We start from the raw sequence: 20,812 nt of genomic DNA on the forward strand, positions 1-20,812 counted from the left end.
TGCGGCTCACATCATCCTGTCACATGGGGCAGATCGCCTTGCCCGTGCGACCCGATCGCAGGCTCTTGACCCATGTCAGCGGATCATGAGGGACAGGGCGAGGAACATCACGAGGGCGAAGGAAGAAGCGGTCAATGCCTGGCCAAAGCCGCGCAGCAGGGAGATGTCCAGCTTCCGCGAAAACCATAATGACTGGACGCTGAGATACCATCCGAACGCGGCAAGCACCAGCGCCAGGCCGCCGCTTCGCCCCATCGGGACCTGCGATTCGGCGAGCAGCGCGCCCAATCCCACGAACAACGCCAATGGCGCGGCGGTGAAGCACTGGCCGTAGAAAGGGCGCCGCAAATTCTCCTGCGTCAGCCGGACGCCCTGCCGGCGAAGCAGGCGCACCGCCATCATCAACGTGAACAGGCTGAACAGGATCAGGCGGAGAGTCAGCAGCGCCAGATCGGAATCCACCATGGCGGCCAGGCCGTGGCGGTCGGCCAGCAGGGGGTTCTGGCCCGCCACGACCGTTTCGATGCCGTGCGAAATGAGCAAGGTCAGGAACAGGAAAAGCGGTGGCCGGATCGCGTCGTCATACTGGTTTTCCGGACGATCCGAAACCTCCCGATCGGCATAGGCCATCATGTGCAACGGCCGGACCAGGATGCGCCAGAAGGTGATGGGATAGAAGACGAGCCACCCCATTACCGTGTAGAGCGCTTCGTCCAGGGACTCGATGATCTTCATGAAATCCATGGACGAAATGTCTCCCTGTTTTTTGGAATGTCGAACAGGCAGCGCGCTTTGTCGATAGATTATCCGCTCTTGCCGCCGCGCGCGGCGGGCGCGGCTCAGGTCGCTGTCCTACAGCCCCCGGCCCGTGCCATAACCATCCCCGCTCTTTCGCACTGTCCGCTCCTCGCCGTCCCGCGCCGCGCTTCGCTCCGGCGCGCGGCATTTTGCAGAAATTCTCCTATTGCGAAATCGACGCCACCCGTCCGGACCGACGCTTTTGCGTCGGCCACGACACTGTATATTTCGCAAGGCCGCGCCGACTTGCCAAATACCACTGCGGCGCGCGCCGCTCCGCCCGCTGCCGCGCCGGAATGGCCTCCCGATCCGGCCCCTGATTCGAAAAATGCGGCATCGCGGCAATGGGGCATTTCCGCGGCGCGGGAAAATGCCTAAAGCCCGCCTCCATGCTGAACCTCAATGCCATCACCGTGCGCCTGGGCGGCCGCACCATTCTCGACCGCGCCAGCGCCGCGCTGCCGCCGCGCAGCCGCGTGGGCCTCATCGGCCGCAACGGCGCGGGCAAGTCCACGCTGATGAAGGTGATGATCGGCCAGCTCGACCCGGACGAGGGGTCGTGCGACATGCCCCGCGACACGCGCCTCGGCTATATCGCGCAGGAAGCGCCGTCGGGCACGTCGACCCCCTTCGATACCGTGCTTGCCGCCGACAAGGAACGCGCGGCGCTCATGGCCGAGGCCGAACATACCGAAGACCCCGACCGCCTCGGCCATATCTATGAGCGGCTGACGACGATCGACGCCTATACCGCCCCGGCTCGCGCCGCCCGCATCCTGGTCGGCCTCGGTTTCGACGAGGAAATGCAGGGTCGTCCGCTCGACAGCTATTCGGGCGGCTGGAAGATGCGCGTGGCGCTCGCCGCGCTTCTCTTCTCCAACCCCGACCTGCTGCTGCTCGACGAACCGTCGAACCACCTCGACCTCGAAGCCACGCTCTGGCTGGAAAATTTCCTCAAGGCCTATCGCGGCACCGTGGTCGTCATCAGCCACGAACGCGACCTGCTCAACAATGTGGTCGACTATATCCTTCATCTGGAGGGCGGGAAGGTCACGCTCTATCCCGGCGGCTATGACGCGTTCGAGCGGCAGCGCGCCGAAAGGCTCGCCCAGCTCGAATCCGCCCGTGCCAAGCAGCAGGCGGAGCGGGAGAAGTTGCAGGACTATGTCGCCCGCAATTCGGCCCGCGCCTCGACCGCGAAACAGGCCCAGTCCAGAGCCAAGGCGCTGGCCCGGATGCAGCCCATCGCCGCCGCTATCGAGGATCCGACGCTGCATTTCGGCTTCCCCAGTCCCGCCGAACTGCGCCCGCCACTCATCACCATGGATATGGCGGCGGTCGGCTATACCGACACGCCGATTCTGCGCCGGGTGAACCTGCGCATCGATCCCGACGACCGGCTGGCGCTGCTCGGCCGCAACGGCAACGGCAAGACGACGCTGGCCCGCCTCATCGCCGCGCAGCTGGCACCGATGGAAGGGACGGTGCAGGCCACGTCGAAGATGAATGTCGGCTACTTCACCCAATATCAGGTGGAGGAACTCGACATCACCGACACGCCGCTGGAGCATATGACCCGCGTCATGAAGGGCGCGACCCCCGGCGCGGTCCGTGCCCAGCTCGGCCGCTTCGGCTTTTCCGGCGAGCGCGCGACGCAGAAGGTCGGCTCCATGTCGGGCGGCGAGCGTGCCCGCCTGGCGCTCGCGCTCATAACCCGCGACGCGCCGCACCTGCTGATCCTCGACGAACCGACAAACCACCTCGACGTCGACAGCCGCGAAGCGCTGGTGCAGGCCTTGAACGACTATAGCGGCGCAGTGGTGATCGTCTCCCACGACCGCCACATGATCGAACTGGTGGCCGACCGCCTCGTCCTGGTCGACAATGGTACCGCCCAGCCATTCGACGGGTCGCTGGATGATTATACCGACATCATCCTGCGCAAGGCGGATGGCAATGGAAGCAGCGGGGGCGACGCGCCGAAGGTCGACCGCAAGGCCGACAAGCGCGCGGCAGCCGAATGGCGCGAAAAGCAGAAGACGCTCAAGAACGCGCTCAACAAGGCGGAGCGGGAAATGGCGGCCCTGTCCGCCGAGCGCAGCCGCATCGACCAGGCGCTGTTCGACCCCAAGGCCGCGACCGGCGCGGAGGCGAAGATGACCACCAGCGAACTGATGGTGAAGCGCGCCGCCGTCGAAAAGAAGCTGGAAGCGGCCGAGGAAGTCTGGATGGAAGCGAGCGCGGCGCTGGAGGCGGGCTGATCCTTCTCCGTTCGTTTCGAGCCTGGTCGGGGAACGGCGGCGCCCCGCTGCCCGCGTCTCGGCCGGCCCGAAGCGACCGGCCTGTGGTCAGAAGGCCCGCTCCAGCAGCACCAGCCCCGGATCGCCCTCGACGGCCCTGGCGGAAAAGCCCATTTCCCGCTCAAGGCTGATGGCGGCGCGGTTCTCCCGGCTCTCGATCGACTGGAGCCGTGTCACGCCCCAGCTGCGTGCCTCCTGCGCGACATAATCCAGCAGCGTCCAGCCTATCCCCTTGCCCTTGAAGTCAGGCAGTATGGAGATGGCGACCTCGCCGGTTCGGCCGTCCGGGTCCGCCGCCAGCGTCGCCGCCGCGATGATCTCGTCGTTCCCCGGTACGAAGGCCAGGAACGTCTCATGCCGGTGATAGGCGAAGTCGGCCAGCTCGTGCAGTTGCCCCGGACTGACCTGCGCCGCCGCCGACAGGAACCGGAAGCGCCGGTCATCGTCGGTGACCTCCGCGAAGAAGGCGGCGAGCCCCGGTTCGTCGGCATGGGTGGCGAGGCGAATGTCGAAGCGGAATCCATATCGGGTTTCGAGCGCGATCATCGGAAATCTCCAGTCGGAAGACGGCAGGCGCCGGCTCCGTCCGGCCCGCCTCATGCGGCTTTTGATCGGATCTGGGCGCTGCACATGCTATAAGGACTATCCCTGATGGCGAGCCGGTGGGGGTAAGGCCTAGCTTGCAGGCAGCGATACTCTTGCTGGGAGCCCTGCGATGAAAACGGTCCTGCTGCATATCCATGACGATCGAGGTGCCGACAGCCGTATGCAGGCGGCCTGCGACATCGCCCGTGCCTGCAATGCCCATGTCCAGTGCGTCCAGGTAACGCCCATGCCCGACCTGATCGCCGCCGACGTCTATGGCGGCGCCGGCTATGCGCCCACGATCGCGGCCGAACTGCACGCCATCGACGAAAGTTACCGCGCCAAGGTGGAAGCGCATCTCGACCGCGAGGACATCGCCTGGGACTGGCGGCAGATTGATGGCGACAGCATCGCGAGCCTGCTCGCCGCCGCGCGCCTCTCCGACCTGATCGTCGCCACCTTGCCCGAAGGGCGGCGGAGCGACGCCATGGACCCCTTGCCGATCGTCGCGGACCTGGCGCTCGGTGGCCGCACGCCGGTTCTCGCCGTGCCGCAGAGCGCGCGCTCGGTCACGATCACGGGACGGGCGCTGGTTGCCTGGGATGGCTCCTCCGAGTCCTGCGCCGCGCTGCGTGCCGCGGTGCCGTTGCTGCGGCTGGCGCAGAGCGTCGACATCGTCACCGTCGAGGAGTCCGACAAGGCCGAATTTCCCGCGACCGGCGCGTCCGAATATCTCGCCCGGCACGGCATCAAGTCGCAACTGCAGAGCTGGTCGCGCAAGGACCGCCCGATCGAAATCGCGCTGCGCGAGGCGATCGACACGCTCGGCGCCGACTGGGTGGTGATGGGTGCCTTCGGCCATAGCCGCTGGCGGGAGCTGATGTTCGGCGGCGTCACCCGCGCGATGCTCCGCACGGCGCGGGTTCCGCTGCTGCTGGCGCACTGACGCGGGTCAGCGCCCCATCAGGATGAAGGGCGCCCAGATATAGGGCTGGGCCGCGTCGGGGCGCTCCGACTCGATGAATTTGAGCATCGCCCGTTGCAGCGCGACTGCGCGCGGCAGGCCGCGGCCGGCGCTTTTCACCGTTTCTAGCGTCACAAAGGCGCTGGCATCGTCGCGCACGGGCCAGTGGGACACCAGCAGCGATCCCGCGCCGGCATAGCGGAACGCCTGCGCCAGCCCGGAATAGGCCGCGCCCTTCGCCGATCCGTCACCGGCGGCCGTGTTGCAGGCGGACAGGATCACCCAGTCCGCGCCGATTCGCATGGTGGCGACTTCGGACGCGGTCAGCAGGCCGTCCTCGCCGGTCGCACCGGCGGCAGGCGGGGACAGCACCAGCGCCGGCTCGGCCACCCCCTCCATCTCCCCGCTCACCAGCCCATGGGTCGCGAACAGGATCACGCCATAGGGTGACAGGTCGCGGTCGCGTAGCGCCGCCTCGCTGGCGTGCGCGCCCACGAGCAGGGTGGCGCGCTTCGCTCCGAATCGCGCCGCCACTGCTTGCAGTTCGGCGAGCGATCCGGGCAGCGGAGGCAGTTCCGCCAGGGCGCGGCTATCGGCCCCTCCGTTGCGGAAATAACGTTGGGCCGCCATCGGCGCGCCGCTGCTTTCCGACTGGATGCCGGCCTGCGCGCCAAAGGCCTGCGGCGCGCCGATCCCTAGGAAACGCTGATCCCGCGCCGCCATCTGCCGCCGGCTGGTCGCGCCGATCGCGAAGCCGGGCTGCACTTCGATGGCAAAGCGGCGGATAAGCCAGGGGGTCTTGCGCTCGACGGCGGCCACGGGCGATTGCGGCAGCATCGCGAAGGGCAGCGAGGCGAAGGCGCCGGTTGGCACGATCCGCAACGTCCGGGCCTTGCCCAATGTCGCCATGATGTCGGGCGTGAAGATTTGCCGATACAGGTCATGCGCGGCCGTCCGGTCGAACCCCTTGGGCGTCAGGGAGGCGCGAAGCCGATCGACTAGCGCGACCATCGCGGCCCGATCCATGCGCGCGCGCGCGATCCGCGTGCCGCCCGGGCCGACCGCCAGCATGTAGACGCCATCGAACGCGGGCATGACCGCCAGCAACGCCTCTTCGCTGCCCAGCTTTGCCCGCAACGCGTCCATGTCGGGCCGCTCGCCGCCCTGCGCCTCGATCCAGCGTGGGTAGTCGCGCGCGATCGCCGCGCGCTCGGCCTCGACCGCGGCCGCCACGACGCCACGATCGGCCCGCGCCTCGGCGACGCCCCTGTCGGTCGCGAGTGCCTTCAGCAGCTTGCTGTCCGCCGCCTCCAGCGTCCTTACCCGGTCCTGCAAGGCGCGCACCCGCGCCGCCAGCGCCTGATCCTCGGTCAGCCGCTGTGCGACGAGCCGGTTGGCCTGCGCGATGCGCGATCCGGCCAGCACGGCCATCGCCTCCAGCGCCAGCGCGGCGTCCTGCGTCTGCGCCGCCACCGCCAGCACCATGTCGAGCGCTGCGCGCTGTTCTTCGGTCAGCTCGCCATTGTCGGTCATGCCCGCACTGTCGCGGAGCACCCCGGCCAGCCGCCCGGCACTTTCCCTCAGCGACCCGACCTGCTGCGCGGTCCAGTCCGACAGCATCGCCGCCTGCGCCAGCGGAAATGCCGGCGCATTGTCGAGTTGCCGCGTCTCGGTGGCGAACGCGCTCGCCGCCGTCCGCGCTTCGTCCATGCGTCCGGTCCCGATCAGCGCCGGGATCAGATAGGGATAGACGCGCTGGCCGATGTCGCGGTCCTTGTCCGACCCGGCCCGCACCCGCGCCAAAGCCATGGTCAGTCGTTCGACCGCTTCGTCGCGCCGGCCCTCCGCCAGGCTGGCCGACCCCGCAAAAGCGAGGGCGCGGGCCGATTGCGGGCTATGTTCGCCCTCGATCTTCCGGAATCCGCGCTCGGCCTCCATGAAAAGCGGACCGGCGTCGGCATAACGTTCCAAGGGCAGCAGTACGGTGCCCAGATTTTGCAGTCCGAACTGGAAATAGAGGCTGTCGGTGCCCACCGTCTCGCGCTTGATGGCGATGGCGCGCTGAAGATAGTCCAGGCTCTCCACCCGCCGCCCGGTGCGCGACAGCAGCAGGCCCAGCGCTTCGAGCGCGCGGGCATAGCTGGGATGCTTGCGATCGACATGGTCGGTGGCAACGTCGACCGCCAGCCGCGCATATTTTTCCGCCTCGGCGTCCCGCTCGGCGCGGGACAGCAGCTGCGCATAGGTGTAATAGGAACCGATCGCGTCCGCACTGTTCGGCCCGACGGCGGCGATCCGCGCCTCCATGCTGGCCCGTTGCGCGTCCACAGCTTCTGCGTTGCGGCCAAGGCGGGTGAGCGCCTGCGCATGGCTGAAGGCGATGTTGGAACGCAGCATATGAGCGTCCTTGTCCAGCCTGTCCGCAGGCGTGCGGGCGATGTAGCCGTCCATGTAGCGACTGGCATCGCGCAGTGTCGCCGCGCCTTCCGCCACCTTGCCGAGCGCGACCTGGACATAGCCCTTGATCGACAGTCCCTGCATCCACTGGATGGGATAGGCGTCCGCGAAGGGCGACAGCAGCGCCAGACCCTCGCTCGACCGCGCCAGGGCATCGGGATTTTTGCCGTCGATCTGGTCCATGGAGGACAGGTTGACCAAGGCGACGCCCGCCAGCGGATGAGGCTTCCCCGAAACCTTCACCTTCATCGCTACATCGTGCAGGCGGCTCCAGGCATCGCGCGTCCGTTGCGACATCGACAGGGCATAATCCGCGCTGTCGAACAGGTCGGACGCCTGACGCTCCAGTTGGCGAAGCCGGGCGTGGCGAGGATCGCTGGAAGAAAAAGGCGCGCTCGCCGCCGCTGCGGAGGATAGCAGAGCCAGCGCCAGCAGGACGACCGAACAACGCGTGGAAAGCAGCATATCACCCCCCGCTTGCGAGTCGACCCGCCTGTCTATTCGGTCGCGCGGCGTCGCCCGTCAAGAGCGGTGCGGGGGCGTAACGATCCTCAGGCGATCGTCAGTCGCCAGTCCCAGCGTAGCGGATCGCCGTCCATCACCTCGATCCCCCGGCTGCTCAGTCTATCGCGTATCTCGTCCGACAAGGCGAAGTCCTTGTCGGAGCGCGCGGTGGCGCGGCGTTCCAGTTCGGCTTCCACCTCTTCCGGGCTGATCTGCGCATCCTTTGGCTGAATGCGCAGATCGGCGCGGGTCAGCGTCAGGAGATTGAGGCCGAGCGCCTGGTCGAAAGCCGCGATCAGGCAGAGCTTCTCGTCCACGGGTACCTTCTTCATGCCGATGGCCTCTTCCAGCAGCGGCAGGGCACGTGGGGTCATCAGATCGTCGGCGATCGCGGCGTCGAACTGTTCCAGCAGCGGTGCCAGCTTCGGGTGCAGATTGGCGCGCAGATAGTCGAGGCGCGGGGATTGCCAGGTTACGCCCTCGGCGCGCGCCTTCAGCCCCTCGACCCCCATGACCAGCCGCTTGAGCCGCGTCAGCGCCGCCGCCAGATTGTCCGCGCTGAACTCCAGTTCGCTGCGATAATGCGCGCCAAGGCAGAGCATGCGATAGGCGATCGGATGCACGCCAGCGTCGATCAGCGAGAAGAGCGTAGTAAAGCCGCCCTTCGATTTCGACATCTTGCCCTGCCGGTCCACCAGGAAATTATTGTGCATCCACCAGCGCGCGCCGGTGAAGCCCGCCGCCGCCGCACCGGGGCCGCCGCAGCAGGCGTGGAAAGCCTGGTTCTGGGCGATCTCGTTGGGATGGTGGATTTCGCGATGGTCGATGCCGCCGGTATGGATGTCGAACGGCTGGCCCAGCCGCGCCTGGCTCATCACCGAGCATTCCAGATGCCATCCCGGCGCGCCCTTGCCCCAGGGGCTGTCCCATTCCATCTGGCGCTGCTCGCCGGGCGGCGACTTGCGCCAGATGGCGAAGTCGGACGGGTTGCGCTTGCCCGCGACCGGGTCGATCCGGGCATGAGCGGCATCGTCCCGTCCGCCGGCCAGGGCGCCATAATCGGGTACGGTCGTGCTGTCGAAATAGAGGCCACTCTCGAGTTCATAGCAATGATCCGGGGCGATCTTCTCGGCAAATTCGATCATCTGCGGCACATAGTCGGTCGCGACCGTCCATTCGCTGGGCGGCAGGATGTTGAGGTCGGCGATGTTGGACTTGAACGCCTGCGTATAATGGGCCGCAATGTCCCAGATGCTTTTGGCGCTCGCCCGCGCGGCCGCCTCCATCTTGTCGTCCCCCGCATCGGCGTCGCTGGTCAGATGACCGACATCGGTGATGTTGATGATGTGGGTGACGCTCAGCCCCTTCCACAACAGGGTCCGCCGCAGCGTATCGGTGAACACATAGGCGCGCAGGTTGCCGATATGGGCATAGTTGTAGACGGTCGGGCCGCAGCTGTAGACGCGGGCATGATTCGGTTCGATCGGCGCGAACGGCGCGATGGATCGAGTCAGGCTGTTGAACAGGCGCAGTGGCGCGGGGATATGCTGGTCGTCGGACATGGCCGCAAGCCATGTCGCGAAGCGGGGCGGGGGTCAATCCTTCCCGGTGCGGGCGCGCGATTGTAATAAAATGTTGCAGTCGGGCCAATCCCTTGCGCGTAGGCGTTCCCCACCCGATATATCCTCTGCGGGCCGGGCCCCTCTGGCGACATGGATTTCCCCCTTGATCCAGTCGCGATGTCGGACCGCATCGGGTGTGCCCGGTGCAGGTTTTGCGGCGATTTGCCCCCTCTCGTTGCCGCAGGAGACCGCGCCGGGCCACTCGAACCACATTTGGATGGAGTGAGTGAAGCCGTGAATAATCCCGTTCGTATGCCGGGCTATGGCGCCAGCCGGTCGGTCGATACCGATGCCGGGCTGCGCGCGCACATGCTGGGCGTTTTCCGCAACATGGGCCTGGGCCTTGTCATCACCGGCCTCGTCGCCTTCGCGATCGCCAATACGCCGCCTCTGGCTGCGGCCATCTTCGGTACGCCGCTCAAATGGGTGGCGATCTTCGCGCCGCTGGCGTTCGTCTTCTTTTTCACCTTCCGCATCGAGAAGATGAGCACGGCCGGCGCGCGCATGGCCTTCTGGGCCTTTTCCGCCGTGATGGGCGTGTCGATGGCCAGCATCTTCCTGGTCTTCACCGGCGGCAGCATCGCGCAGGCCTTCTTCTCGGCGGCGGTCATGTTCCTCGCCATGGCGCTGTGGGGCTATACCACGCAGCGCGACCTGACGAAGATGGGCAGCTTCCTGATCATGGGCCTGATCGGCATCATCGTCGCCAGCCTCATCAACCTGTTCATCGGTTCGTCGGCGATGGCGATGGTCGTATCGATCCTGGCGGTGGTGATCTTCACTGGCCTGACCGCCTGGGACGTGCAGCGCATCAAGTCCGAATATTTCTACTATGCCGGCCATGAGGTGGCGCAGAAGATGCAGGTGATGGGCGCGCTGTCGCTCTACCTCAACTTCATCAACCTCTTCCAGGCGCTGCTCAGCCTGACGGGTGAGCGCGAATAATGCGCGATCCCGCTCAGGTATCGGCGATGCTCTGTCCGGTCTGTCATATCGGCCTCGCCATGACGGACCGGCAGGGGGTGGAGATCGACTATTGCCCGCAATGCCGGGGCGTCTGGCTGGACCGGGGCGAACTGGACAAGATCATCGAGCGATCGGCGCAGGCGAGCGTGCCGACGCCGCAGCCTGCGCCCTTCGCCCAGCCAAGCTATCGGCCGGACCGGGATGACGGGCGCTATTATCAGAAAAAGCGCAAGAAGAGTTTTCTGGAAGAACTGTTCGATTGAGGAAAGGCCGGTCCCGATGGGGCCGGCCTTTTTCGTTAGTGCGCCGCGCCCCAGCTCGGTCCGGTGCCGATCTCCACGCCCAGCGGCACGCTCAGTTTCACAATGGGTTCGGCGGCTGTCTCCATGACCTGACGGATGACTGCGCTGGCCGCTGCCACATCGCCTTCGGGCAGCTCGAACACCAGTTCGTCGTGGACCTGGAGCAGCATCTTCACGCTACCCAGACCCGCCGCCTCCAGCGCCGGTCCCATGCGCGCCATCGCGCGCTTGATGATGTCCGCGCTGGTGCCCTGGATCGGGGCATTGATCGCAGCGCGTTCGGCGCCCTGCCGTTCATGCTGGACCGCCGCCTTGATGCGCGGGAACCAGGTCTTTCGCCCGAACAGCGTCTCGGTATAGCCGGTTGTCCGGGCCTTCTCGATCGTCTCGCTGATATAGATGCTGATGCCGGGAAAGCGCTCATAATAGCGGCTGATCATGTCCTGCGCCTCGTCCGCGCTGATCTCCAGCCGCCCGGCCAGGCCCCAGCGCGAGATGCCGTAGAGAATGGCGAAGTTGATCGTCTTCGCCCGGCCGCGCGTGTCGCGATTGACCTCTCCGAACAGTTCCTGCGCGGTACGGTTGTGAATATCCTCGCCCGCCTCGAAGGCGTCCTTGAGCGCCGGCACATCGGCCATGTGCGCCGCCAGCCGCAGTTCGATCTGGCTATAGTCCGCGGCCAGGATGACATTGCCCGGTTCGGCCACGAACGCATGGCGGATCTGGCGGCCGACCTCGGTGCGGATGGGGATATTCTGGAGGTTCGGGTCGGTCGAGGACAGCCGCCCGGTCTGCGCCCCGGTCAGCGAATAGCTGGTATGGACGCGCCCCGTATCCCTGTTGATCTGCGCCTGGAGCGCATCGGTATAGGTCGACTTCAATTTCGATAATTGGCGCCATTCCAGCACCTTGCTGGCAATCGGCGCGCCCTGCGCCGCCAGTTGCTCCAAGATGGTGACGTCGGTGGAATAAGCGCCCGACTTGCCCTTCTTGCCACCCTTGTAGCCCAGCTTGTCGAACAGGATCGCGCCAAGCTGCTGGGTCGATCCGATGGCGAAGGGCTGGCCGGCAATCTCGTGTATGTCCGTCTCCAGCGCGGCGATGCCGGCGGTGAATTCGGCCGACAGGCGCGACAGATGCTCGCGATCGACCTTGATCCCCTGATGCTCCATCTTGGCGATCACCCCGACCAGCGGCCGGTCGACCAGTTCATAGACGCGGTTCGCGCCTTCATTGGCGATGCGCGTCTTGAACCGCCTCCACAGGCGCAGCGTCACGTCGGCATCCTCGGCCGCATATTCGGTCGCGCGGGGTAGCGGCACTTCGGCAAAGCTGATCTGGCTCTTGCCGGTGCCGACCACCTCCTTGAAGCTGATGCATGTGTGATTGAGGTGGACCCGCGCTGCTTCGTCCATGCCATGCCCTGCCAGCGACTGTCCGGCGTCGAGGTCGAAGCTCATGACGATCGTGTCGTCATAGGGCGCGATCTCGATCCCGTGGCGGCGTAGCACGGTCAGGTCATATTTCAGATTCTGGCCGATCTTGAGGACGGAGTCGTCTTCCAGCAGCGGTCTCAGCTTCGCGAGGACCAGCGCCTTGTCGAGCTGTTGCGGCCGCTCGGCGAACATGTCGGTCCCGCCATGGCCGACCGGGATATAGCAGGCCTTGTTCGGGCCGGTGGCAAGGCTGATGCCGACCAGCGCGCAGGACACGCAATCGAGCATGTCCGTCTCGGTGTCCACCGCCACCAGACCTTCGGCACGGGCAGCCGCGATCCAGCGGTCGAGCCCCTCTTCCGTCACGACCGTCTCGTAGAGGCTGCGGTCGATCGCCGGTTCGTCCGCCGGAGCGGGAGGAGCGGGTGGCGCCGTGTCGGTCGCAACGGCGGCGGTCGCTGCCACCGCGACGGCAGCGGCGGGCGCGCCAAGGCGGTTGAGCAGCGTCTTGAAGCCGTGATGCGACAGGAAGGCCTGCAACGGTTCGGGCGGAATGCCCTTCAAGGTCAGCTCGTCCAGCGGTTCGGGCAGGTCCATCGCGTCATGCAGCGCCACCAGCCGCCGCGACAGCCGTGCCATATCGGCATGGGCGATCAGATTTTCCTGCATCTTCGATTTCTTCATCGACGGCGCGGCTTCGAGCGCGGCCTCCAGCGAGCCATATTCGGTGATCAGCTTCGCCGCCGTCTTCGGGCCGATGCCCGGCACGCCGGGGACGTTATCGACGCTGTCGCCCATCAGCGCCAGCACGTCGCCCAGCTGTTCGGGCTGAACGCCGAACTTGCCCATGACATAGTCGGCGCCGCGCCGCTCATTCTTCATCGTGTCGTACATGTCGACGCCGGGCTGGATCAGCTGCATCAGATCCTTGTCGCTGCTGACGATCGTCACATGCCAGCCCGCGGCGACCGCCGCCTTCGTATAGCTGGCGATGATGTCGTCCGCCTCGAATCCGGCTTCCTCGATGCAGGGGAGCGAGAAGGCGCGGGTCGCGTCGCGGATCATGGGGAATTGCGGGACCAGATCCTCGGGCGCGGGCGGGCGGTTCGCCTTATACTGGTCGTACATGTCGTTGCGGAAAGTGTGCGACCCCTTGTCCAGCACGACGGCGAGGTGCGTCGGCCCCTCCGCCTTGCCCAGCTCCTCGGCCAGCTTCCACAGCATCGTCGTATAGCCATAGACCGCGCCCACGGGCTGGCCATGCTGGTTGGTGAGCGGGGGAAGCTGGTGATAGGCACGGAAAATATAGCCGCTGCCATCGACGAGATAGAGATGATTCTGGGTCATGGGGGAGGGGGATAGCGACTTTCGCCGCTCCCCTCCACCATGCTCAGCGCTTCTCGTGGTTCGCCGCGACCGCCCTCGACACCGCCTGCATCAGCGCCCAGCGTTCCGGGATCGACACGGTGGTGGAACCGATCATCACCGCCACCGCATAGCTGGTGCCGTCCGGAGCGGTCATGATGCCGATGTCGTTGAATCCGGTCGAGCGCGGCGGCAGGTCCTGCCCGGTCCCGGTCTTGTGCAGATAGGACCAGCCGGGCGGCACTCCGCCCTTGATCCGTTGCGGTCCGGTCTTGGCTTCCGACATGATCGTCATCAGCAGCCGGGACGACGCGGAAGAGAGCATGTCGCCCTCCTTCAGCTTCGCCAGCGCCTGGACGATCGAGGCCGGTGCTGCGCCGTCCGGCGGGTTGGCCAGATAATTGTCGAGCGCCTTCACCCGAACCGACATGGGCAGGCGCGAGCGGGCGGCGTAGAAATTGCGGCCCACCGAATAATCCTGCCGCCAGTCGAGGCCCGCCGTGGTCGATTGCAACAGCCGCTCACCGGGGCCGAAGCGGATATCCTTGATCATCCGCCGCGCCAGGAAGCCGCGCACCGCTTCCGGTCCGCCCGCCGCGCGCAGCAGCGCGTCGTTGGCGGTATTGTCGCTCTGCGTCATCGCGCGGCGCATCAGGTCGGAATAGCTGGTGGTCCAGCTGCCATTTTTGAGCATCGCGGCCGAGGGCTGATGGAACAGGGTCAGGTCGTTGCGGGTGATGGTGGTCGTGTCCGTCAGGCGCAGCTTGCCCCGGTCGACCGCGTCGAGGAAGGTCATCGACACCCAGAGCTTCGACACGCTCTGCTGCGGAAAAAGGGCGTTGCCATTCCAGGCCACGGTCCAGTCGGCGCCGATGCGACGCACGGCGATGCCCACCTTGCCGTTGAAGCTCTGACCCAGATTGCGCACGACATTGACCAGCGCGGGTGGCGGCGTTTCGCGCTGGTCGACGTCGCGATAGGGCTGGGGCGGATTGGCAACCGGGCGGATCGGCCAGCTGTTGGTGGTGGGTTGCGGGCGCGCGGGCAGCGGCTTTTGCGGGGCAGGGGCTGCGGCCTGCGCCCGGCGCGGGTCGGGTGCGCTCACGCAGGCGGACAGCGCCGCGATCAACAGGACCAGGCGCGCGGACCCGCCCCGGTTCGTCTTCGATGTCATCGTCTTCCCCGCACTCTCTTGCGGCCTCAAGGGATGGCTTGCCGGACGTTCCGGCAAGACCCATGCGACGAATGATTCCACAAATGCGATGTAAGGAGGATGAATGAGGAACGCTCTTGATCGAGGGCAAGGATCGCTCAGTTGCGGTTCAGCGGGGGACCGGCAATAGCGTCGGCATGGCGATGGTGATGGACAGGCGGGCGCTGCTGCTCGGCGGACTGGCGGCAGGCATGGTGGCGAGCGGAGGCACGGCATGGGCCGTGCCCTTCGCCTCGCGCCGCATCGCCATGACGGTGCGCGGGACGGGACGGGACGTGCTGTTGATCCCCGGCCTCGCCAGTGGTCCGGGCATCTGGAACGGGGTGCTGGGCGCGCTGCCGGGTTATCGCTTCCATCTGGTCCATGTGCGCGGCTTTGCCGGGCTGGCGGCGGATGCCAATGCCAGCGGGCCGCTGCTCCAGCCGGTCGCCGACGAGATCGCCCGCTATGTCGCCGCGGCCGGGCTGAAGCGCCCCGCCATCGTCGGCCACTCCATGGGCGGAACGCTGGCGATGCTGCTGGGGCTGAAGGGCATTGCTGGGCGCGTCATGGTGGTCGACATGCTGCCCGCCGGTGCGGCGATGGTCGGCGGCACGGCGGGCGGGCTGGGCTTCCTCGCCGACCAGATCGGCGGCTATCTGACCGGCACGGCGGCGGGACGACGCTATCTGGCGCAGATGGTCGCACAGGCGCCGGGCGCCAGCGGCAGCGATCCGGACGTCATCGCCAATGCGCTGCGCGACCTTGCCAATGTCGATCTCGAACCCCAATTGCCGCGGCTCGCCGCCGCGTTGGAGGTCGTCTATGCGGTGGGCGCCGACGCCGAACAGACCGCCGCCATCACCAGCCGGTTTCGCGCCGCCTATGCCGGGAAAAAAGGCGTGCTGCTGAAAGCCATCGGTCCCAGCGGCCATATGGTGATGGCCGACCAGCCCGCCCGTTTCCACGCATCGCTCAGGGAATTTCTGGCCGTTTGACCTCCATCAAACCCATGGGTGGGGAGGGGCGATAGCAGGGGGTTCCCGGATGCGCTTGCAGCGTGTCCCTCCTCCACCTGAAGGCGCGGCGTCCCCCCGGATACCGCGCCACTTTTTCGTCAGGGCGCCAGCACCGTGTCCACCGCCTCCGGCAGCGTCTCGGGATAGTCGAGCGTATAGTGCAGCCCCCGGCTTTCCTTGCGATGGAGGGCGGAGCGCACCACCAGCCGAGCAACCTCCAGCAGGTTGCGCAGTTCGATCAGGTCGGGCGTGACGCGGAAATTGCCGTAATAATCATCCACTTCCCTGGCTAGCAGGTCGATGCGGTGCTGGGCGCGCTCCAGCCGCTTGGTGGTGCGGACGATGCCGACATAGTCCCACATGAAGCGGCGGATTTCCTTCCAGTTATGCTGGACGATCACTTCCTCGTCGCTGTTGGTGACGCGGCTTTCGTCCCAGGGCCGGATCGGCGGGGGGCTGGGCAGTTCGTCCCAAGAGCTGCGAATATGCTTGGCCGCCGCTTCGCCGAAGACGAAACATTCCAGCAGCGAGTTGGAGGCGAGGCGGTTCGCGCCGTGCAGCCCGCTCTCGCTCACTTCGCCCGCGGCATAGAGGCCGGGCAGGTCGGTCCGCCCGTCCAGGTCGATCACCACCCCGCCGCAGGTATAATGCTGCGCCGGGACGACCGGGATCGGCTCCTTCGTGATGTCGATGTCGAGGTCGAGCAGCCGGGCGTAGATGGTCGGGAAATGGTGCTTCACAAATTCCGGCGGCTTGTGGCTGATGTCGAGATGGACATAGTCGAGGCCGAGGCGCTTGATCTCATGGTCGATGGCGCGCGCCACCACGTCGCGCGGGGCCAGTTCCTCACGCGGGTCGAAGCGGGGCATGAAGCGCTCGCCGCCGCCCGGCACGCCGGGCGGGAGCTTCAGATGCCCACCCTCGCCGCGCACGGCCTCTGTAATGAGGAAATTCTTGACCTCCAGATTATAGAGGCAGGTCGGGTGAAACTGGTTCATCTCCATGTTCGACACGCGACAGCCCGCGCGCCAGGCCATGGCGATGCCGTCGCCGGTCGCGCCGCGCGGGGCCGTCGAGAAGAGATAGGTGCGGCCCGCGCCGCCGGTGCACAGGATCGTCGCCCGGCCGAGCAGCGCGTCGATGCGGCCGGTCTGCCGGTTGAAGGCATAGACGCCCCAGACATGGCCATCGCCCGAATAGCGTTCCCCATGACGGGAGGTGATCAGGTCGATCGCGACCATATCCTCCATCAGCGTGATGTTGGGATTGGCCCGCGCGGCCTTGAGCAGTGCGACCTGCACGGCATGGCCGGTGGCGTCGTCGACATGGACGATGCGACGGTGGCTGTGGCCGCCCTCGCGGGTCAGGTGCCAGCGTTCGCCGAATTCCTCGCCGCCGTTGAAGGGCACGCCGAGATCGGCCAGCCGCTCGATCGCGGCGGGGGCTTCGGAGACGACGAATTCCACGGTCGCCCGATTGTTGAGGCCGGCGCCCGCGATCATCGTGTCATGGACATGCGCCTCGAAACTGTCACCTGCGTCGAGTACGGCGGCAATGCCGCCCTGCGCCCAGTTGGTGGAGCCACCGTCGAGCGCACCCTTGGCCAGCACCAGCACCTTGCGGTCCTGCGCGAGGTTGATGGCGGCCGTCAGCCCCGCCGCGCCGGAGCCGATGATGACGACGTCATGGGTGGTGGTGGTCATTATTGGTCTTGCTGCTTCTTGGCTACTCCCCTCCCGCAGGCGAGAGGGGTTTGGGGTGGGCCTGCGCAAGGGTCGCCTGGATGTGCGACACCACGCCTTCGAGATTTGTCATCACATCGTCATTGGCAATACGCAAGATTTGGAAGCCGATCGAACGGCAGTAAATGTCGCGCTGAATGTCATGGCTGACGATTTGATCATGGCTCGCGCCGTCGAGTTCGATGATGAATTTCAGTTTGCGACAACGCAAATCAGCGAAATTGGGGCCGGCAGGCATCTGGCGGCTGAATTTCGGCCCTAGTTTCCGACCTTTCAAGCACTGCCACAGCAATTGTTCTGGCGTGGTGGTGCTATGGCGTAATGCTTTGGCTCGGGAGGTGGCGCGAGGTTTGAAAGGTCGCGCTGGCCCCCTCCCACTTGCGGGAGGGGGAACTGGCGGCGCCTCGTTCGTCACGCCGCCGCCGTCAGGTTCAGGAACACATCCTCCAGGTCCGGGTCGCGAGTCACCACGTCGACGATGGCGAGGCCGCTCGCCTGCACCGCGCTCAGCACCTGCCCTGCATTGGCGCGGTCCTTCATATAGGTGATGGTCAGGGTGCGTTCGCCCGACAGTTCGACCTTTTCGAAACAGGGCGCGTCAGGCGCGACGGTCACGTCGCGGTCGACCGTGACCTGCACTACCTTTTCCTGCGCCATGGCCAACAATTCGCGGGTCGGCTTGTCGGTGATGACCTTGCCATGGTTGATGATGCCGATGCGGTCGCACAATTGCTCGGCCTCTTCCAGATAGTGGGTGGTCAGCACGATCGTCACGCCCATGGCGTTGAGTTCGCGGACATATTCCCACAGTTGTTGGCGCAACTGCACGTCGACGCCGGCGGTCGGCTCGTCCAGCACCAGGATCGGCGGCGAATGGACCATCGCCTTGGCCACGAGCAGGCGGCGCTTCATGCCGCCCGACAGCGTGCGGGCATAGGCGTTCGCCTTGTCCTCCAGATGCACCGCGCGCAGCAACTCCATCGACCGGCGCTTGCCCTTGGGCACGCCATAGAAACCGGCCTGGTTCTCCAGCGTCTCATAGGGCGTGAAGAAGGGATCGAAGACGATTTCCTGCGGCACGATGCCGATGCTGTTCTTGGCGTTGCGCGGATGCGCGTCGATGTCGAAGCCCCAGATGCTGACATCGCCCGCCGTCTTGTTCACCATGCCGGCCAGGATGTTGATCGTGGTCGATTTGCCCGCGCCATTGGGGCCAAGCAGACCATAGATCTGACCGCGCGGGATCGACAGGTTGATGCCGTCGAGCGCGCGCTTTCCGCCCTTGTAGACCTTGGTCAGGTTACGGATCTCGATCGCTGCTTCTTGCGCGGGCTGGCGGGCGGGGCTGTCGGTCATGGCTCAACTCTATGGGGATCGAGGGCGGCGAAGGAAAGGGGTCAGAACTCCTCCGCAATATCCATCAGGCCCAGCAGCTTGTTCGGCGCGACCTGGCGCCAGCTGGACCGCAGCCGTTGCGCGATATGATCCCAGTCGGTGTCGCCCAGGTCCAGGCGGATGCCGACCCAGTCGGTGCCGAAATAGGCGGGGCGGTAATAGCGGTCGGGGTCGGCTTCAATCAGGGTCGCCTGTTCCTCCGGCGCGGTGGTTTTGACGAGGACCGCGATGATGCCGTCGCCATGATGGTCGCGGGTGAAATAGCCGAATTTCCTGCCCTTCACGATGCCGAAGCAAGGCATCCCGTGGGAGACGATCTCATCGGCCTGCGGCAGGGCGAGCGCGATTTCGCGTACCTTGTTTAGCAGCCAGTCGGGCTGGCGTTCGCGGGTGACGAAATCGGCGAGGGTGCGGGAATAAAGCTGATGCTCGGCGATCAGGATGCGCGCGGCGAGGCTGTCCGCCGTGTCGCCGGGCAGGATCGCCACCGGCGTCTGGCCCAGCACCGGGCCGTCGTCCAGTTCGGCGGTGACGATATGGACCGAGCAGCCGGCTTGGGCGTCGCCCGCGTCGATCGCGCGCTGGTGGGTGTCCAGCCCCTTATATTTGGGGAGCAGGCTGGGGTGGATGTTGAGCATCCGGCTTTCCCAGCCCGAGACGAATTCCGGCGAGAGCAGGCGCATATAACCGGCCAGCGCCACATATTGGACGCCCGCCGCGCGAAGCTGCGCGTCGATGATCCGGTCAAAGTCGGCGCGTTTCAGACCCTTGTGGCTCTGGCCGAAGGTCGCGATGCCCTCTGCGGCGGCGAGGGCCAGGCCCGGCGCGTCGGGATCGTTGGCCGCGACCAGCACGATCTCAAAGGGGCAGCTTTCCGCCTTGGCGGCGTAGAGCAAAGCCGCCATGTTCGACCCGCGGCCGGAAATCAGGACGCCGACTTTAGCCTTGTGCATAACAACATCCGTTCGGTTCGAGCGAAGTCGGGAACCCTCGCGCGACCGTTTCTCGACTTCGCTGGAAACGAACGGAGGGAAGCGAAGTTAGCCCAGATGCGTGGCCGACCAGTCGGCCTTCGCGCTCCAGCTTTCGGCGCTGCCCCGGACGGTGCAGCCCTTTTCACCCGCGACGACGGTGCCGATGCGATGCACCGTCTCGCCCGCCGTCTCCAGCGCGGAGGTAACGCCCGCGACATGGCTCTCGTCCACCGCCAGCACCATGCCGACGCCGCAATTGAACGTGCGCGCCATTTCCTCCGGCTCGATATTCCCCTGCGCCTGGAGGAAGGCCATCAGCCGCGGCTGTTCCCAGGCGTCGGCATCGACGATGGCGTGGCAGCCGTCGGGCAGGACGCGGGGGATGTTTTCCAGCAGGCCGCCGCCGGTAATGTGGGCGAGCGCATTGACCATGCCCGCGCGCACCAGCGGCAGCAGCGACTTCACATAGATGCGGGTCGGCGCCATCAGCGCGTCGATCAGCAGCACGTCCTGATCGAAGATCGCCGGACGGTCGAGCTTCCAGCCCTTGTCGGCGGCGAGTCGACGCACCAGCGAGAAGCCGTTGCTGTGAACGCCCGAGGAGGCGAGGCCGATCAGCACGTCGCCCGACTTCACCTTGTTGCCGGTCAGCGCCTTGTGCCGTTCCACCGCGCCGACGCAGAAGCCGGCGAGGTCGTAGTCGCCGTCGGCATACATGCCGGGCATTTCGGCCGTCTCGCCGCCGATCAGCGCGCAACCGGCGATCCGGCAGCCTTCGGCGATACCGGCGATGACCCGTTCGGCGACGCCGCTCTCCAGCTTGCCGGTCGCATAATAATCGAGGAAGAAGAGCGGCTCGGCGCCCTGCACGATCAGGTCGTTGGCGCACATGGCGACCAGGTCGATGCCCACGCCGTCATGACGGTTGTGGTCGATCGCGAGCTTCAGCTTGGTGCCCACGCCGTCATTGGCCGCGACCAGCAGCGGATCGTCATAGCCGGCGGCCTTGAGATCGAAAAAGCCGCCAAAACCGCCCAGCTCGGCATCGGCGCCGGGGCGGCGGGTGGCCTTGGCCAGCGGGGCGATGGCGCGGACAAGGGCGTTGCCCGCGGCGATGTCGACGCCAGCCTTGGCGTAGCTGTAGGATTCGTTGTCGCTCATGAGGCGGTCCCCTAGAGCAAAGGCGCGGAA

At 66.2% G+C, this 20,812-nt stretch carries 16 protein-coding genes; 5 read left to right on the forward strand and 11 right to left on the reverse strand.

Features of this window, described 5'->3' with window-relative positions:
* Positions 1-75: 75 nt before the first annotated feature.
* Positions 76-735 carry a hypothetical protein gene (locus K3M67_RS01050; RefSeq protein ID WP_285832038.1) on the reverse strand — a complete coding sequence of 220 codons (660 nt, stop codon included), beginning with the start codon at positions 733-735 and terminating at the stop codon, positions 76-78.
* 452 nt (positions 736-1,187) lie between these two features.
* Between K3M67_RS01050 and K3M67_RS01055 the strand changes: the two genes are divergently transcribed.
* Positions 1,188-3,059 (forward strand): ABC-F family ATP-binding cassette domain-containing protein, encoded by a 1,872-nt coding sequence (locus K3M67_RS01055; protein WP_066863994.1) that lies wholly within the window; start codon positions 1,188-1,190, stop codon positions 3,057-3,059.
* Between the two features lie 87 nt (positions 3,060-3,146).
* Here the strand turns inward: K3M67_RS01055 and K3M67_RS01060 are convergent, their stop codons facing one another.
* Complete coding sequence (locus K3M67_RS01060) at positions 3,147-3,644, reverse strand: GNAT family N-acetyltransferase (protein ID WP_285832039.1); 498 nt, start codon at positions 3,642-3,644, stop codon at positions 3,147-3,149.
* Between the two features lie 169 nt (positions 3,645-3,813).
* On the opposite strand from K3M67_RS01060, the gene K3M67_RS01065 reads away from it, so the two are divergent.
* Positions 3,814-4,629, forward strand: coding sequence for a universal stress protein (locus K3M67_RS01065; RefSeq protein WP_285832040.1), 816 nt, complete (start codon positions 3,814-3,816; stop codon positions 4,627-4,629).
* Positions 4,630-4,635: 6 nt separating this feature from the next.
* Here K3M67_RS01065 and K3M67_RS01070 read toward each other — a convergent pair whose 3' ends face one another.
* On the reverse strand, positions 4,636-7,569 hold the full coding sequence (locus tag K3M67_RS01070) for a CHAT domain-containing protein (RefSeq protein ID WP_285832041.1): 2,934 nt from the start codon (positions 7,567-7,569) through the stop codon (positions 4,636-4,638).
* Positions 7,570-7,655: 86 nt separating this feature from the next.
* Positions 7,656-9,170 carry a cysteine--tRNA ligase gene (gene cysS / locus K3M67_RS01075; protein ID WP_285832042.1) on the reverse strand — a complete coding sequence of 505 codons (1,515 nt, stop codon included), beginning with the start codon at positions 9,168-9,170 and terminating at the stop codon, positions 7,656-7,658.
* 312 nt (positions 9,171-9,482) lie between these two features.
* Between cysS and K3M67_RS01080 the strand changes: the two genes are divergently transcribed.
* On the forward strand, positions 9,483-10,175 hold the full coding sequence (locus tag K3M67_RS01080) for a Bax inhibitor-1/YccA family protein (RefSeq protein WP_285832964.1): 693 nt from the start codon (positions 9,483-9,485) through the stop codon (positions 10,173-10,175).
* Positions 10,175-10,459, forward strand: coding sequence for a TFIIB-type zinc ribbon-containing protein (locus tag K3M67_RS01085; RefSeq protein ID WP_066863976.1), 285 nt, complete (start codon positions 10,175-10,177; stop codon positions 10,457-10,459). The genes K3M67_RS01080 and K3M67_RS01085 overlap by 1 nt, the downstream gene beginning before the upstream one ends.
* 35 nt (positions 10,460-10,494) lie before the next feature.
* Here the strand turns inward: K3M67_RS01085 and polA are convergent, their stop codons facing one another.
* Together polA and K3M67_RS01095 are read right to left on the reverse strand one after the other, a co-directional pair.
* Positions 10,495-13,281 carry a DNA polymerase I gene (gene polA, locus K3M67_RS01090; RefSeq protein ID WP_285832043.1) on the reverse strand — a complete coding sequence of 929 codons (2,787 nt, stop codon included), beginning with the start codon at positions 13,279-13,281 and terminating at the stop codon, positions 10,495-10,497.
* Positions 13,282-13,324: 43 nt separating this feature from the next.
* On the reverse strand, positions 13,325-14,473 hold the full coding sequence (locus K3M67_RS01095) for a serine hydrolase (protein ID WP_066863968.1): 1,149 nt from the start codon (positions 14,471-14,473) through the stop codon (positions 13,325-13,327).
* Positions 14,474-14,649: 176 nt separating this feature from the next.
* Between K3M67_RS01095 and K3M67_RS01100 the strand changes: the two genes are divergently transcribed.
* Complete coding sequence (locus K3M67_RS01100; protein ID WP_443018181.1) at positions 14,650-15,489, forward strand: alpha/beta fold hydrolase; 840 nt, start codon at positions 14,650-14,652, stop codon at positions 15,487-15,489.
* A gap of 119 nt (positions 15,490-15,608) precedes the next feature.
* On the opposite strand, the gene nadB is transcribed toward K3M67_RS01100, so the two are convergent.
* The 5 genes from nadB to purM form a co-directional block, all read right to left on the reverse strand.
* Positions 15,609-17,213 (reverse strand): L-aspartate oxidase, encoded by a 1,605-nt coding sequence (nadB, locus tag K3M67_RS01105; RefSeq protein WP_285832044.1) that lies wholly within the window; start codon positions 17,211-17,213, stop codon positions 15,609-15,611.
* A 22-nt stretch (positions 17,214-17,235) separates the two neighbouring features.
* Positions 17,236-17,667 carry an endonuclease domain-containing protein gene (locus K3M67_RS01110; protein ID WP_285832045.1) on the reverse strand — a complete coding sequence of 144 codons (432 nt, stop codon included), beginning with the start codon at positions 17,665-17,667 and terminating at the stop codon, positions 17,236-17,238.
* Positions 17,664-18,608: an ABC transporter ATP-binding protein gene (locus tag K3M67_RS01115; RefSeq protein ID WP_285832046.1), complete on the reverse strand. Its 945-nt coding sequence runs from the start codon at positions 18,606-18,608 to the stop codon at positions 17,664-17,666. The genes K3M67_RS01110 and K3M67_RS01115 overlap by 4 nt, the downstream gene beginning before the upstream one ends.
* A 41-nt stretch (positions 18,609-18,649) precedes the next feature.
* On the reverse strand, positions 18,650-19,600 hold the full coding sequence (gene purN / locus K3M67_RS01120) for a phosphoribosylglycinamide formyltransferase (RefSeq protein WP_066863956.1): 951 nt from the start codon (positions 19,598-19,600) through the stop codon (positions 18,650-18,652).
* A gap of 87 nt (positions 19,601-19,687) precedes the next feature.
* Positions 19,688-20,782, reverse strand: a complete 1,095-nt coding sequence (gene purM / locus K3M67_RS01125; RefSeq protein WP_066863953.1) for a phosphoribosylformylglycinamidine cyclo-ligase — start codon at positions 20,780-20,782, stop codon at positions 19,688-19,690.
* Between the last annotated feature and the right edge of the window lie 30 nt (positions 20,783-20,812).

Origin of the sequence: Sphingobium sp. V4 (genome assembly GCF_029590555.1) — a bacterium.
Taxonomy (GTDB): Bacteria; Pseudomonadota; Alphaproteobacteria; order Sphingomonadales; family Sphingomonadaceae; genus Sphingobium.

Bases quoted from the DNA above. Each gene is read 5' to 3' on its own strand.
- K3M67_RS01065 (WP_285832040.1), top strand. From the start codon at position 3,814: ATGAAAACGGTCCTGCTGCATATCCATGACGATCGAGGTGCCGACAGC.
- purN (WP_066863956.1), bottom strand. From the start codon at position 19,600: ATGCACAAGGCTAAAGTCGGCGTCCTGATTTCCGGCCGCGGGTCGAAC.
- nadB (WP_285832044.1), bottom strand. From the start codon at position 17,213: ATGACCACCACCACCCATGACGTCGTCATCATCGGCTCCGGCGCGGCG.
- K3M67_RS01050 (WP_285832038.1), bottom strand. From the start codon at position 735: ATGAAGATCATCGAGTCCCTGGACGAAGCGCTCTACACGGTAATGGGG.
- K3M67_RS01055 (WP_066863994.1), top strand. From the start codon at position 1,188: ATGCTGAACCTCAATGCCATCACCGTGCGCCTGGGCGGCCGCACCATT.
- polA (WP_285832043.1), bottom strand. From the start codon at position 13,281: ATGACCCAGAATCATCTCTATCTCGTCGATGGCAGCGGCTATATTTTC.
- K3M67_RS01095 (WP_066863968.1), bottom strand. From the start codon at position 14,473: ATGACATCGAAGACGAACCGGGGCGGGTCCGCGCGCCTGGTCCTGTTG.
- K3M67_RS01085 (WP_066863976.1), top strand. From the start codon at position 10,175: ATGCGCGATCCCGCTCAGGTATCGGCGATGCTCTGTCCGGTCTGTCAT.
- K3M67_RS01060 (WP_285832039.1), bottom strand. From the start codon at position 3,644: ATGATCGCGCTCGAAACCCGATATGGATTCCGCTTCGACATTCGCCTC.
- purM (WP_066863953.1), bottom strand. From the start codon at position 20,782: ATGAGCGACAACGAATCCTACAGCTACGCCAAGGCTGGCGTCGACATC.
- K3M67_RS01070 (WP_285832041.1), bottom strand. From the start codon at position 7,569: ATGCTGCTTTCCACGCGTTGTTCGGTCGTCCTGCTGGCGCTGGCTCTG.
- cysS (WP_285832042.1), bottom strand. From the start codon at position 9,170: ATGTCCGACGACCAGCATATCCCCGCGCCACTGCGCCTGTTCAACAGC.
- K3M67_RS01100 (WP_443018181.1), top strand. From the start codon at position 14,650: ATGGCGATGGTGATGGACAGGCGGGCGCTGCTGCTCGGCGGACTGGCG.
- K3M67_RS01115 (WP_285832046.1), bottom strand. From the start codon at position 18,608: ATGACCGACAGCCCCGCCCGCCAGCCCGCGCAAGAAGCAGCGATCGAG.
- K3M67_RS01080 (WP_285832964.1), top strand. From the start codon at position 9,483: ATGCCGGGCTATGGCGCCAGCCGGTCGGTCGATACCGATGCCGGGCTG.